At 51.0% G+C, this 13068-nt stretch carries 10 protein-coding genes; 5 read left to right on the top strand and 5 right to left on the bottom strand.

Annotation, left to right across the window (positions count from 1 at the left end; genetic code table 11):
* Positions 1–45: 45 nt before the first annotated feature.
* A complete protein-coding gene (locus AC5SV9_RS02590) occupies positions 46–816 on the top strand; it encodes a pseudouridine synthase (RefSeq protein ID WP_475151827.1) in 771 nt (256 codons plus the stop codon).
* On the opposite strand, the gene AC5SV9_RS02595 is transcribed toward AC5SV9_RS02590, so the two are convergent.
* Entirely contained in the window at positions 742–1932 is a 1191-nt protein-coding gene (locus AC5SV9_RS02595; protein ID WP_475151829.1) for an MFS transporter, read from the bottom strand. The two genes, AC5SV9_RS02590 and AC5SV9_RS02595, sit on opposite strands and share 75 nt — an antisense overlap.
* A gap of 120 nt (positions 1933–2052) precedes the next feature.
* Between AC5SV9_RS02595 and AC5SV9_RS02600 the strand changes: the two genes are divergently transcribed.
* Entirely contained in the window at positions 2053–3387 is a 1335-nt protein-coding gene (locus AC5SV9_RS02600; protein ID WP_475151833.1) for an MATE family efflux transporter, read from the top strand.
* A gap of 78 nt (positions 3388–3465) precedes the next feature.
* Entirely contained in the window at positions 3466–4068 is a 603-nt protein-coding gene (locus AC5SV9_RS02605) for a DUF5610 domain-containing protein (RefSeq protein WP_475151835.1), read from the top strand.
* Positions 4069–4082: 14 nt separating this feature from the next.
* Here the strand turns inward: AC5SV9_RS02605 and paeA are convergent, their stop codons facing one another.
* On the bottom strand, positions 4083–5390 hold the full coding sequence (paeA, locus tag AC5SV9_RS02610) for a polyamine export protein PaeA (RefSeq protein ID WP_475151838.1): 1308 nt from the start codon (positions 5388–5390) through the stop codon (positions 4083–4085).
* Between the two features lie 182 nt (positions 5391–5572).
* On the opposite strand from paeA, the gene AC5SV9_RS02615 reads away from it, so the two are divergent.
* Together AC5SV9_RS02615 and AC5SV9_RS02620 are read left to right on the top strand one after the other, a co-directional pair.
* Positions 5573–5932: a DUF3718 domain-containing protein gene (locus AC5SV9_RS02615; RefSeq protein WP_475151840.1), complete on the top strand. Its 360-nt coding sequence runs from the start codon at positions 5573–5575 to the stop codon at positions 5930–5932.
* A gap of 123 nt (positions 5933–6055) precedes the next feature.
* Entirely contained in the window at positions 6056–6997 is a 942-nt protein-coding gene (locus AC5SV9_RS02620; RefSeq protein WP_475151843.1) for a sugar phosphate nucleotidyltransferase, read from the top strand.
* 19 nt (positions 6998–7016) lie between these two features.
* Here AC5SV9_RS02620 and AC5SV9_RS02625 read toward each other — a convergent pair whose 3' ends face one another.
* The 3 genes from AC5SV9_RS02625 to AC5SV9_RS02635 all read right to left on the bottom strand — a co-directional run bounded on the left by AC5SV9_RS02625 (position 7017) and on the right by AC5SV9_RS02635 (position 12755).
* Entirely contained in the window at positions 7017–8282 is a 1266-nt protein-coding gene (locus tag AC5SV9_RS02625; protein WP_475151845.1) for an Nramp family divalent metal transporter, read from the bottom strand.
* Positions 8283–8376: 94 nt separating this feature from the next.
* The gene (locus AC5SV9_RS02630; protein ID WP_475151848.1) at positions 8377–11550 is read right to left on the bottom strand and encodes an efflux RND transporter permease subunit; all 3174 of its coding nucleotides are present in this window, start codon (positions 11548–11550) and stop codon (positions 8377–8379) included.
* A gap of 17 nt (positions 11551–11567) precedes the next feature.
* On the bottom strand, positions 11568–12755 hold the full coding sequence (locus AC5SV9_RS02635) for an efflux RND transporter periplasmic adaptor subunit (protein WP_273020650.1): 1188 nt from the start codon (positions 12753–12755) through the stop codon (positions 11568–11570).
* Positions 12756–13068 lie beyond the last annotated feature (313 nt).

Consider the following 13068-nt stretch of genomic DNA (forward strand, 5'->3'; position numbering starts at 1 on the left):
CCTTATCGGTTATTATTGGCGTTTTAACGAAACAGACCTCTAAATATGTCATCAGATACTCCCCGACACCGTTTAGCTAAATGGATTGCACAAAGCGGCTACTGCTCGCGCCGCGCAGCTGAGCGCCTGATCAGCGCCGGGCAAGTACACTGTAATGGCAAAGCCGCGCTACATACTGACATGGTCAACCAGAGCGATGAAATTCTGATAAATGACCTGCCTTTACCGGCGCTGCCACCACGCCAATATTGGCTGTACCACAAACCTGTCGGCATAGATTGCAATAATCGCCCGCAGGATCCGGCCAGCCTGTATCAGCTGCTGACAACCCTGCCAGAGCGCGTATTTGCGGTAGGACGGTTAGACAAAGACTCCAGCGGCTTATTGCTGTTAACTAACGATGGCGGGCTTAGCCAGCAGCTGATGCACCCCGACTTTTATCACGAAAAAACCTATCTGGTAGATACTGATAAGCCTATCAGCGAAGCCTTTATTACGGCGATGGCGTCAGGTGTCAGTTGGCAACTGGGCACGACACAATATCATTCGCGTCCATGTAGGGTCAGCCGCAACAGCCAGCAGCAGTTTACCATCACCCTGACACAGGGCCTGCACCGGCAGATACGCTATATGTGTAAAACTCAAGGCTACCACGTTGTAGCACTAAAGCGTATCCGCCTGCATAACCTGAGCCTTGGCCAGCTTGCGCCAGGACAGCTACGCCAGCTAACCGCAATTGAACTAACACAACTGCAGACGCTTGGCGCGTCGCCACAACCAAAAACACAGACCCAATGTCAGGCTGTACATCAGTAAGGCCCCTATCACCACACCAGACCATTGCAGCCACTGCCAGAATGGCTGCAAATAAATACCGCCGGTACTGGCGCCAACATAATAAAACACCAGATAAAGTGCGCTGGCACTGGCTTTAGCCCGGGTCGCGCACTGGTTAACCCAGCTACTGGCCAGTGAATGGGTCAGAAAAAAACCAAAGGCGTTGACAAAGAAACCTGCCACTATCAGCCATAACTGGTTGCTGAGGGTAAGCAAGGTACCCAGCATCACAATCAGCACGCCAAGACCCATCGCCAAAGGCGCGGCCAGTTTTGTTGCCACTTTTCCGGAAATGGCAGAGCCGACAGTACCGGTGAAATAGGTTACAAATAGCAACCCAATCCAGAAACTGGATAAATGATAAGGCGCATCGGATAACACAAAGGCAATATAGGTATATTGATTGAGGAAAATGAAAAAGCTGAGCCCGCCAATCAGGTAAGTCAGCAATAATAAAGGCTGACGTAAATGATACAGGTTGTCTGCCAGCGCCTGACGCAGCACAAAAGGTTTAGCGACAAACTGCTTTGCCGGCGGCAAGTTCCGCCAGACTAACACACAGCTTATTGCCCCAAGCAGAGCAACCGGCCAGAACACCCACTGCCAGTGACCAATGTCGGCCAGCGCCCCCGCCATCAGCCGCCCGCTGATACCGCCTAAGGAGTTCGCACTGATATAAAACCCTACCGCAGCGACCAGCGCCGGCTTACTGAACTCTTCACCCATATACGCTATCGCCACAGCAGGCAGGCCACCGAGAAAAATACCCTGCACTGCCCGCCAGAACAATAAAGCGCTAAAACTTTCAACCTGAGTCAGTGCAAGGGTGCTTAAAGTCATACCAAAAAGCGTAACTAGCAGCAGTTTTTTACGCCCCCAGGCATCTGACAACGCAGCATAGACCAGTAAAGACAATCCCAGACACAAAGTGCCGATGGCATAAGCCCAGCTGGTTTGCAGCGGGCTTAGCATAAACTGCCGGCTTAATACCGGCAGCAATGGCTGCAGCAGATGCAAATTAGCAAATACCACTACGGCTGCCAGGCAAAGCGCAAAGGTTGCCCGGTAAAAAGCGGCACTTTTATATTCAATCACCCGGCGGCTTCCGCTAAACTCAATTGCGATTATTATACCGGCGCCGCGTTATACAAACGAGGTCGCCGCACATTAATACAGCGTGTATTATCAGCGTTTTAGCGGTAACGGATTAAATATATGCTTAAGCGCAGCGTCCTTTGGCAAAAACAGCGACAAATAGCGTTAATCGCGCTGCCTATGGTGCTATCAAACTTATGTGTGCCTTTGCTGGGTTTAATTGATACCGCTGTGGTTGGTCACTTACCTGAGCCACATTATCTGGGCGGTGTCGCATTGGGTGGCAGCATTATCAGCCTGCTGTACTTTTTACTGGGCTTTTTGCGTATGAGTACCACAGGACTAACAGCACAAGCCTACGGCCGGGGCGGCGATGCAGCTACAGTGCCGGGCCTGCAACAGGGCATACTACTGGCGCTGCTGTTAAGTGCGTTGCTGCTGTTGCTGCAATGGCCGGTAATTACACTCAGTTTTTATTTCAGTGATGCCAGCACTGCAGTACTACAACAAACTAAGCTCTACTTCAGCGTCCGGATCTGGAGCGCCCCGGCAACACTGGTCAATTTAGTGTTGATGGGCTGGTTTCTGGGCCGGCAAAATGCCCGTGCACCGATGTGGCTTTTGCTGTTTGGTAATGCGGTAAATATCGTACTCGATCTGGTGTTTGTGCTGATTTTTGGCTGGTATACCGCCGGTGTTGCGGCCGCGTCAGTCATTGCCGACTACGCAGCATTAGCGCTGGGGCTTTATTTGTTACGACAAAGTGCCGGCTACGACATTTTTAAACAACTACGGCAGCTCAAGTTAAGCCTGAGCAGCGCCCTGCCACTACTGTCTCTTAACCGCGATATCTTTCTGCGCAGCTTATGCCTGCAGGCGGTCTTTGTATTTATTGCGTTTCAGGGAGCCGCCTTTGGTGATGATACTCTTGCCGCCAATGCGGTACTGCTTGGCTTTCTGATGCTGGTTTCCTATGCGCTTGATGGTCTGGCTTATGCCGCCGAGAGCCTGGTGGGCAATGCCATCGGCAGCAGAAATAATGCGGATCTGAACATCTCCCTGAGCCTGCTGTCATGCTGGTGTCTGCTGCTTTCAGTGCTTTTCAGTCTGGGCTATGCCACTTTTGACACCCAGTTAGTGGCATTACTTACCAGCATAGATACGGTGCAACAAGAAGCGGCACGCTATCTGCCATGGATGATAGTTATTCCATTGATTGCCAGCTGGGCCTTTTTGCTCGATGGTATTTTTATCGGAGCGACTCAAGGCGCATTGCTGCGTAACAGCATGTTTATTGCTCTCTTAGGGTTTGCAGGCTGCTTTTGGCTGCTGCAACAGCATGAAAACCACGCGCTTTGGGCAGCAATGACGCTGTTTATGGCGTTGCGTGCCGGAACGCTGGCGTACCATTTATACCGGGGTAAATTAAAACAGGCTATTTATGCTGAAAAATGATTAAAGTTTAAGCGCACACGGCCGATAACCGGCTACGGGTTATACTAAATCTACTGATAACGAAACAGGAGCTGCATTATGTCTATTACCTCCGGCAGCAATTCGCCACTGAGTGGCGTAGCAAAACAGCCGTCCAGCAATACTAAAGCCTCTGAGCAACTGACAGGAAAAGATCGTGCAGAGCAGGCCCGCCAGGCACAGAACACCGCCATACTGCGTGCCAACGAGCAGGTGTCGCTGCGCAGTAACAATGATTCGTTAAGTTTATTGTATAAAACGGCACTGGAAGGCATTAACGCAGAACTGGAGCCGGTGCTGGGCGAAAATGCCGCCCAGAAAATTTATGACTCAGGAATTGATACTTCCCCGGAAGCCACTGCCGAGCGCATAGTAGCCTTCGCTACCGGTTTTTACAGCCGTTACAAAGAGCTGACCCCGGGTAAATCAGAAGAGGAAACCCTCGATAGCTTTTTAAAAGTAATAGGGGGTGGCATCGAAAAAGGCTTTACCGATGCTAAGGACATTCTGAAAGGCCTGAAAGTCTACGAGGGTGAAGTAGAAGGTGGTGTCAATAAAACCTACGATCTGGTGATGCAGGGGCTAAGCAGCTTCCGTGAAAAAATGCTGGAGCTTGCCACTACCCCGGTACAATCTGACAACGACGATAGCCAGCAGCCTTAAGCTGCTGGCAGTGTTCAGGCTTTTTCAGTGTTATCCTGCGCGGCAACCCGTGTAACCAAAAGCTGGTCAATTTTATAACTGTCGATATCAACCACTTCAAACTTGTAACCGCCATGCAGTACAAAGTCGGTTCGTTTGGGGATCTTACGCAGCGTGTACATCATAAAACCGGCAATAGTTTCATAGTTTTCCGGGTTGGGAAAACTGTCTATATCCAGCACCCGCATCACATCCTGCAACGGCGTCAGGCCTTCTACCAGCCAGGAGTTCGTGTCGCGGGCAACAATTTGCTCCTCCTCTGAGCTAACCAACTCGCCCATCACAATACTCATCACATCCTTAAGCGTAATGATGCCAACCACCAATGCATACTCATTCATGATGATAGCAAAGTCGACACCGGCAGACTTAAAGTGCTCCAGTACTTCATACAACGACAACGTATCGGGAATAATCAGCGGCGAGCGTACAATGCCCTCTTTTTTTAACGAAATAGGTTGCTCATGCAACACCTGCATTAAAATATCGCGCGTATCCACATAGCCCACTACTCTGTCCAGCACACCGTCAACCACTATAAACTTTGCATGGGGATGCTCGGCTATCTTGGCTTTAATATTGTCTTGTGACTCATCGGTGGTAAAAAAAATCAGGCTTTCGCGCGCAGTCATTGCCGACGTAACAGTGCGGGATTCCATATCAAATACGTTTTCCAGTAGCTGGTGCTCATGCTCCTGCAGCACACCGGCCTGGGCACCGGCTTCCATCATCGCAATAATGTCATCCGGCGTGATGTCATCTTTACGCATCGTCGGGACATTAAACAAACTGAAACAGGCATTGGCCAGGCTGTTAAACAGCCAGACAAAGGGTTTAAGCAGTGTGATAAGCCACAACATCGGGCTCACCACCCGGATGGCAATCTGCTCAGGTGAAATCATCGCCAGCCTTTTGGGCATTAAATCAGCAAACAGGATAAACAGTGAAGTAACAAAGAATACTGACAGCGCAAAGGCCGCATTTGCCACCCAATGTCCGCTGAAAAACATTGCCAGCACAGAGCTGAAATAAGGTGTAAATGCAGACTCCCCCAGAATACCGCCCAAAATGGCCACCGCGTTAAGACCAATCTGCACTATGGTGAAGAAGTTACCCGGGTGTTCCTGCAAGGCCAGCACTTTTTCCGCGTTAATATTGCCCTCTGTTGCCATCAGCCGCAGACGCATTTTGCGCGAAGCCGCCAACGCTATCTCCGAAATTGAAAAAAAAGCACTGCTTGCCACCAGTAAGAACATTAACAACATATATTCCAGCGTAGACATCTTATCTCCTGCTACCCGCGCCCGGCACACCGGGCTACCGCTTTGCGTAGTATAACGCTGTTATATGACTAAACCTGCTAAGCAACTGAAAATATTCAGCCATAATTTTGCAGCTGAGTTAACCCTGTGATGAAAGCCACACTATACTTGTGCAGATCTTAATCCATACCCTGGGAGGGGTTATGAAAAAACTGTTAGTTTCTTTTATAGCATTAACGCTAAGCCATACTGTTTGTGCAAACGATGATCAACTGGCTGCCAGTATGTGTGGCTACCTGAAAGAAGATAACCGCAACCAGTTACGTAAAATGCTGACCGACAATAAAATAAACGTTCGCAATATTTATGACGGTGTGAAATGTAATAACGAAAATATGTTGCAGTTTGCTATCCGTAACGATGCTTACGAGTCTGGCACTTTTATCGTTAAACAAATGCCGTCTAAAACCCTGGCTGAATTTGATTATGTGGATTGGGCCAAGTCGAATGGCTTTGAAGCCTCTCCTCTGGTGAATGAAATACGCACCCGTATTGGCCAGTAATAGTCCTGCTAGCGCCTGTTCAGGCGCTTTTACCCGATATCATAATTTCGTTTGATACATATCAAGCTTGTTTTTTTATCATACTGTACATTTTATGTTCAACCTTGATTGCAGGTAACGAACATGTGCCGAGTACTCAGCATCGTTCTGGCCGGCGGTGCCGGTAAACGTTTGCAACCGCTGACATTAAAGCAGGCCAAACCGGCCCTGCCCTTTGTACGTCAACGCCGTATCATCGATTTTGCCCTGAGCAATCTGTACCACTCAGGTTTTAGCCAGGTGTTAGTGCTGACACAGTATCAGCCTGACAGCTTGCACCGTCATCTGCAGCAATACTGGCAACCGTTATTTGCCAGATCAGGCGCTTTGCAGCTGTGCAGGGCTCCAGCTGATGCCGATCAGGGGACTGCAGGCGCAGTAGCGCATCAGCTTAGTGTTATTCGTGATTACCGCCCGGATGTGATTGCGGTATTAAGTGCTGATCATGTGTACAAAATGGATTACCGGCAGATGCTGGCGTTTCATCTGAACCAGCGGGCTGCCGTTACGGTTTGCGCCGCAACCATACCGGTTAGCCAGGCACGGCAATTTGGTATTTTCAGCACCGATGCTAAGCATCACATCGTTAAATTTTGTGAAAAACCGCAAGCCGACATTCCAACCATACCGGGGCATCCTGGCTACGTACTGGCATCAATGGGTAATTATCTGTTTGATGCCCGCTACCTGTGCCAGCAGTTAGAACAGCTTGACCTATCCTGCCATCACGACTTTGGCCATCACCTGCTGCCAAAAATATGCGAACAGAAGCTGGCCTGCGTCTACGATTTCAGCACGAACCAGTTGCCAGGCGAGCAAAGCCTGCCACATTACTGGCGTGACGTCGGCACGCTGTCAGCGTATTTTCACAGCAAGCTGGATATGATGCAGCACCCTGACTGGTTAGATGGCCCCAAACAGCACTGGCCTATACTGGCAGCGAACAAACAACCTTTACGCTATCGCATAGCGTCTGCGGCATTCAGGCGTTTACCATTACAGGCACACCAACCCCTGTACAGTTAAGTGTATAGTTAAGCTGTCGTTAAAGCAGCGCAAACGCCAGCGCCAGGCTTCGGCCGCTTAACAGCAAACTAACCAGCAGCACAATAATACCCAGCGCATTTTGCCAACGGTTATTGCGATAAGCCCCTAATACTTTGTGGTTCATCGCTAAAAGCAAACACAGACAAATCAGCGGCAGTAATATGCCATTGGCTACCTGAGCAAACCAGATAACGTTAACCGGCCTGATCCCAAGCGATGACAGCATAACCCCGCATAGCACGATAAAAATCCAGGTCGCACGAAACACTGGCTGCTTTAAATCCAGTGGTTTATTCAGCACGCCGGCCAGTGCATAGGCAGCAGCAAGTGGCGCCGTAATTGCTGATGACAAGCCAGCAGCCACCAACCCCAATGCCAGACACCAGGTCGCGGCGCTGCCAAACAACGGCGTTAGGGCCTGCGCCAGCTGAGCAACATTATCCAGCTGCTGTTCACGGCCAAAAAACGCCGTCGCCGCGGTTGATACGATAGCAATAGAGATGAGACCGCCAAGCGGTATCGCAACAGCAATATCCTGCCGTGCCGCCCGGATGGCTGCCTGCGGCGCTACATTAGTATGCGGCCATTTCTGCGCTGCTGCCGCAGCATGTAAAAACAGTGAATACGGCACCACCGTAGTACCAATTAATGCCACCACACTGAGTACAGCTCCTGCTGGAATAGCCGGCCAAAGCGCGCCTTTAATCAGCGCCGCCAGATCGGGGCGGGTAAGCAGCATAGTGCCAATAAAGGCCAGACTCATCAGGATCACCAGCGCGATAAGGCAGCGCTCAATCAGCTTATACTGACCAAACCACAACACCACCGCAGCCACTAAGCCAAGCAACAATGCCCAGGGGTTAACCGAGGTATAATTTTTCCATTGCAGTGCAAGGGCGCTGTCAGCAAACAGCGCATCAGCACCCAGGGCTGCACCGCTGATATTACCGCCCTGATAGGCGCTGTTGCCAATCACAATAGCCACGACAACCAATAACAACAACGGCCAGCGTAGCAGCGGGTTCTGCACCAGCTGACGCAGGTTCTCACCCAGGCCCCGTCCGGTAACAATACCAAGCCTGGCCGCCATCTCCTGTAGGATCATGGTGGCCGCAACAGAAAATACCAGCGCCCAGATCAGCGCATAACCAAAGTTGGCACCCGCCAGAGAGGCGGTCACCACAGTGCCAGGACCAATAAAGGCAGCAGTAACTAAGGTTGCCGGGCCAAACAGAGATTTTTTATTATTGTCAGAGGTTTGCATAAACAGGCAACAACAGAAAAAACAATGCCGCTACCTTAGCATAAGGCAGCGGCATCTGGTCAAACAAAGTACCTTTGCTATTTAGCTTACCCGCTTACAGTAAGCCCTCTTTGGTATCGAGGTGTTCCTGGCGGTGATGCTCAGCAATCTCTGCTGCCAGCTCTTGCTTAGAGCGCGACTCCCGTATGCGTCGCTCTGACAGCCAGAAGAAGAACAGTGGCACAAAAAATACAGCCAGGAAGGTTGCCGCCATCATGCCCCCCATTACACCTGTGCCTACACTATGACGGGCGCCGGCGCCTGCACCACTGCTAAATGCCAGCGGTACTACACCAAGAATAAAAGCCAAGGACGTCATGATAATTGGCCTGAATCTTAGCCGCGCTGCTTCCAGCGCAGCAGTACCGGTAGACCAGCCCTGCTGCGACTTCATCAGCGCATACTCGACAATTAATATGGCATTCTTCGCGGCCAGGCCCAGTAAGGTGACCAGGCCTATCTGGAAGTAAACGTCATTGGTTAACCCGGCTATCCACACCGCGACCAGCGCACCAAAAATACCAAACGGCATTGCCAGCAGCACCGACAGTGGCAGTGACCATTTCTCATACAGCGCCGCCAGAATTAAAAACACCATCACCACCGCCATACCCAAAGCAATGCCGGTGGTACCGCCACTACGTTTCTCCTGGAAGGCACTGCCGGTCCAATCGTAACTGATATCAGGCGGCAGCATGGTATTGGCAATACGTTCAACTTCAGCAATCGCCTGCCCGGAACTGTAACCAGGTGCCGCATTGCCCAATAGTTTTACTGCCGGCAGGTTGTTATAACGCTCCATATTGTCCGGGCCAGAACTGTACTGAATATTCGCCAGCGCTGACATCGGGATCATTTCGCCACTGCTGCTTTTAACGTAAATGTGGTTAATGTCTTCCGGCTTCATCCGAAACTGTGCATCCGCCGACATCAGTACCTGCCAGGCACGGCCGTACTTATTAAAGTCATTGACGTAGTAAGTACCTAAAGTACCTGCCAGCGTGTTAAAGGCATCGTTTACCGGCACACCAAGCGCTTTGGCACGCTCCCGGTCTAAATCCACTTTCAGTTGAGGTGTATTAGGCCGCCACAATGTTTGTACACCGGCCAGCACCGGGCTTTGACTGGCTGCCCCCTGCATAATGCCCATCGCCTGCGCCAGCTTTTCCGGGCCGCCATCACCACGGTTTTGCAGATAAAACTCAAAGCCACCAGTATTGCCAAGGCCAAAGATCGGTGGCGGGTTAAACGCCAGCACCAACGCTTCATTAATACCGGCTGTTTTCATAAACAACTCGTTTACCAGGTCGCTGGCACTAACGTCGCGTTCGCTCCAGTCTTTTTGCGTGACAAAAATCGTTGCTGCGCTGTTTTTATAGCCGCCACCGATAAAGTCAAAGCCGGCAAAGCTGATAATGTCTTTATTTGCGCTGTTTGAACGTATAGCCGCCACCACTTCATCAGTAACCTTCTGGGTTCTTTCCAGCGAGGCACCATCGGGCAGGAAAATGGCGGCAATATAAAAGCCCTGATCTTCATCCGGCACCAGTGAGCCCGGTGTCGCTTTCCAAAGCCCGGCGGTGATAAAAATCATGCCGCCGACCAGCACTAACGCCAGCAAGCCACGGCGCAGGAAAAAGCCTACCGTCGACACATAACGGCCGGTAATGCGCTGAAAGAAATCATTAAACCAGAGAAAGAACTTCGCTGTTTGCTTGTGCTCATGGCGTAAAATCGCCACACACAGCGCTGGCGTCATCACCAATGCCACTACGCCGGACAAACTGACGGCAATCGAGATTGTGACCGCAAACTGACGGAACAGCTCGCCGGTTAAGCCGCCTAAGAACGCAATCGGCACAAACACCGCACACAGTACCATCACGATGGCGACTACCGGGCCGGAAACCTCCTGCATGGCTTTAATGGCCGCATCACGTGCTGATACATGCTCTTCGTGCATGATACGCTCTACGTTTTCCAGCACCACTATCGCATCATCTACCACAATACCAATCGACAGCACCATACCGAACAGCGTCAGCGTGTTGATGGAATAGCCCAACATATACAAACCGGCAAAGGTACCAAGCAGTGAAATAGGTACCGCCAGAATAGGAATAAGCGTAGCGCGCCAGTTCTGTAAGAACAGATACACCACCAGAAACACCAGCAACATTGCTTCGGCCAGAGTTTTGATAACCTCACGAATTGACACTTCAACAAAGCGCGTGGTGTCGTAAGGTGTCGCCTGCGCCAAGCCGCTGGGGAAGCGTTGTTTCAGCTCGGCGATAGTGGCATTAACTTCTGCCGCAACATCCAGTGCATTGGCACCCGGCTGCAGAAAAATACCCACCAGCGTAGCAGACTGGCCGTTGTACTGGCCGAGGAAGTCGTAATCGCGTGAACCCAGCTCAACCCGGGCAATATCTTTGACTCTTAGTGTGCTGCCATCAGGGTTAGCGCGTATGATAACATTTTCAAACTCTTCTACCGTGGAAAAACGCCCCTGCGCTGTTACCGTGTACACCATTTCCTGCGCATCAGCCGCCGTTGGTGTCGCACCAATTTTACCGGCCGCAAACTGGGCATTTTGCTCGCTCAAAGCAGCGGCAATTTCCGGCACGGTGACTTTGAGCTGGCTCATCTGATCCGGGCGCAGCCAGATACGCATAGCGTAATCTTTGGCACCGAAAATCTGCACGTTAGTGGTGCCCGGTATCCGTTTTAACCTGTCCAGTACGTTTAACGTCACATAGTTAGAGGTCCATAAATCATCGCGGCTGCCATCAGGCGAGTAAAACGCCAGTACCTGTAAAAAGCTCGAAGAGCCCTTTTCTACCGTAATACCCTGCCGGCGTACTTCCTCCGGCAAGCGGGCCTCGACTTTACTGACGCGGTTATTAACATTTACCGCCGCCTGATCAACATCTGTACCTATTTCAAATGTAATAAAAATAGTGGTAATGCCAGAGCTGGTTGAGGTTGATGACATATACATCATACCTTCCACACCGGTAATGGCATTTTCCAGCGGCGCGGCGACGGTTTGCTCTAACACTTCAGATGACGCACCGGGGTATACCGCCATAACCTGCACCACCGGCGGGGCAATTTCCGGGTACTGCGCAACCGGCAAGCTGCGCATTGCAGCAAGCCCGGCCAGGCAGATAAAAATACCGATAACAAAAGCAAAGATCGGCCTGTCGATAAAATAGCGTGAAAACATAAACTTATCCTTGCCTGTTAGCCTTTAGTTGCTGGCTCTTGTGCCAGCTGTACCGGCATGCCAGGGAAGAAAATACGCGCCATGCCTTCAACAATAACCACGTCACCGTCTTTCAAGCCGCTTTTAATTACCCAGCCGTTTTCACCGTTTAGTTTTACCCACTCGCCCACTTCAACCGGTGCCGGCATAGCCACCTTGCCGCCATGCTCGCCATCGGCCATTACATAAACAAACTTGCCGGTACCGCCATCCAGCACGGCTTTTTGCGGTACCACTATCGCGTTGTGGCGCACTGCGCCTTCCAGCTGAATACGCACAAACTGCCCCGGGCGCAGCAAGGCGTCAGGGTTAGCAATTTCGGCTTTCATTTCGCTGGTACCGGTTTGGGTGTTAATACGTACATCAGAAAAGTCGACAATACCGGTTTGGTTATACACATCACCATTGGCCAGCAGCACTTTAACCTGCCACTGCTCGGGCAAATCTACTTTGCCGCTTTGTGCCTCGGCTCTAAGCCGCAGCTGATCGCGCTCGGCTACAGAAAACCGCACATACATAGGGTCCAGCTGGGTAACGTAGGTTAGCAGTACCTCGGGCCCCGGCAACAGGCTGCCTTCAGACACCAGTTCACGGCTTACCACGCCGCTAATCGGCGAGCGTACTTCAGTGTAATTTAGCTGTACCTGTGCCTGCTGCAATATGGCTTCGGCGGTTTTAACATCGGCTTTGGCCACGTCAACTGCAGACAACGCATCATCCAGGCTCTGCTGCGACACCGCACCGTCTTTACGAAGTTTATCCAGCCGCTTTAAGGTGCGCTCAGCCTGAGTCTGGCGCGCCTGTGCCGCGGCCAGCTCAGCTTTATTGCGGTTAACTGTCGCTTCAAAAGTGGCCGCATCCAGGCTAAACAGTGATTGTTCGGCCTCAACTTTCGCACCTTCATTAAAGTTGCGTTTCTCAACAATGCCTGACACCCGCGCCCGAATTTCAACTTCGCGCGAACCAGCCAGTAACGCTGGCGTTTCAATCAGTAAAGGCACGCTTTGCGGTTTAACTGTCAGCACATTAACCGACGCTGGCGGCATGCCACCGGCAGCAGCCCCTTCAGCATTGGCAGACGGGTCGGAGCAAGCGGTTAATGCTGACACTGACAATAGCAAGGCAGAGGTTAACGCTGCGCGGGAATAAAATGACGTTCTTGTCATAAAAGCACCTTTAGCTGACCGGCGCCCATCGCATCAGCACAGCTGAAGCACGATCGCACGGTAAATTGAGCAATAAAATGAGCGATATAAGTAGCGGATTTACGATATAACCGCAGTAAAATAGCACATTTTTTACCAATCGGAATAAAACTTAGATAAAACTTATATGAAGATTTGTAAAAAAGTATTGCGAAGCCATGACACACAGATAACTGTGCAGTGCATGTGTAAAAGAGGATTATTCGCGGGCAATGCCGCCGTGCTCTGCACCGCGTGTTTCAGGCAACCAGCCAGCATCGTGTACTGGCAGTTG

The sequence above is a fragment of the Rheinheimera sp. ATLC3 genome (assembly GCF_059429535.1).

What these genes read in the sequence shown, in the direction of transcription:
- AC5SV9_RS02590 (WP_475151827.1), top strand. Translation starts at nt 46, where the DNA reads ATGTCATCAGATACTCCCCGACACCGTTTAGCTAAATGGATTGCACAA.
- AC5SV9_RS02600 (WP_475151833.1), top strand. Translation starts at nt 2,053, where the DNA reads ATGCTTAAGCGCAGCGTCCTTTGGCAAAAACAGCGACAAATAGCGTTA.
- AC5SV9_RS02605 (WP_475151835.1), top strand. Translation starts at nt 3,466, where the DNA reads ATGTCTATTACCTCCGGCAGCAATTCGCCACTGAGTGGCGTAGCAAAA.
- paeA (WP_475151838.1), bottom strand. Translation starts at nt 5,390, where the DNA reads ATGTCTACGCTGGAATATATGTTGTTAATGTTCTTACTGGTGGCAAGC.
- AC5SV9_RS02615 (WP_475151840.1), top strand. Translation starts at nt 5,573, where the DNA reads ATGAAAAAACTGTTAGTTTCTTTTATAGCATTAACGCTAAGCCATACT.
- AC5SV9_RS02620 (WP_475151843.1), top strand. Translation starts at nt 6,056, where the DNA reads ATGTGCCGAGTACTCAGCATCGTTCTGGCCGGCGGTGCCGGTAAACGT.
- AC5SV9_RS02625 (WP_475151845.1), bottom strand. Translation starts at nt 8,282, where the DNA reads ATGCAAACCTCTGACAATAATAAAAAATCTCTGTTTGGCCCGGCAACC.
- AC5SV9_RS02630 (WP_475151848.1), bottom strand. Translation starts at nt 11,550, where the DNA reads ATGTTTTCACGCTATTTTATCGACAGGCCGATCTTTGCTTTTGTTATC.
- AC5SV9_RS02635 (WP_273020650.1), bottom strand. Translation starts at nt 12,755, where the DNA reads ATGACAAGAACGTCATTTTATTCCCGCGCAGCGTTAACCTCTGCCTTG.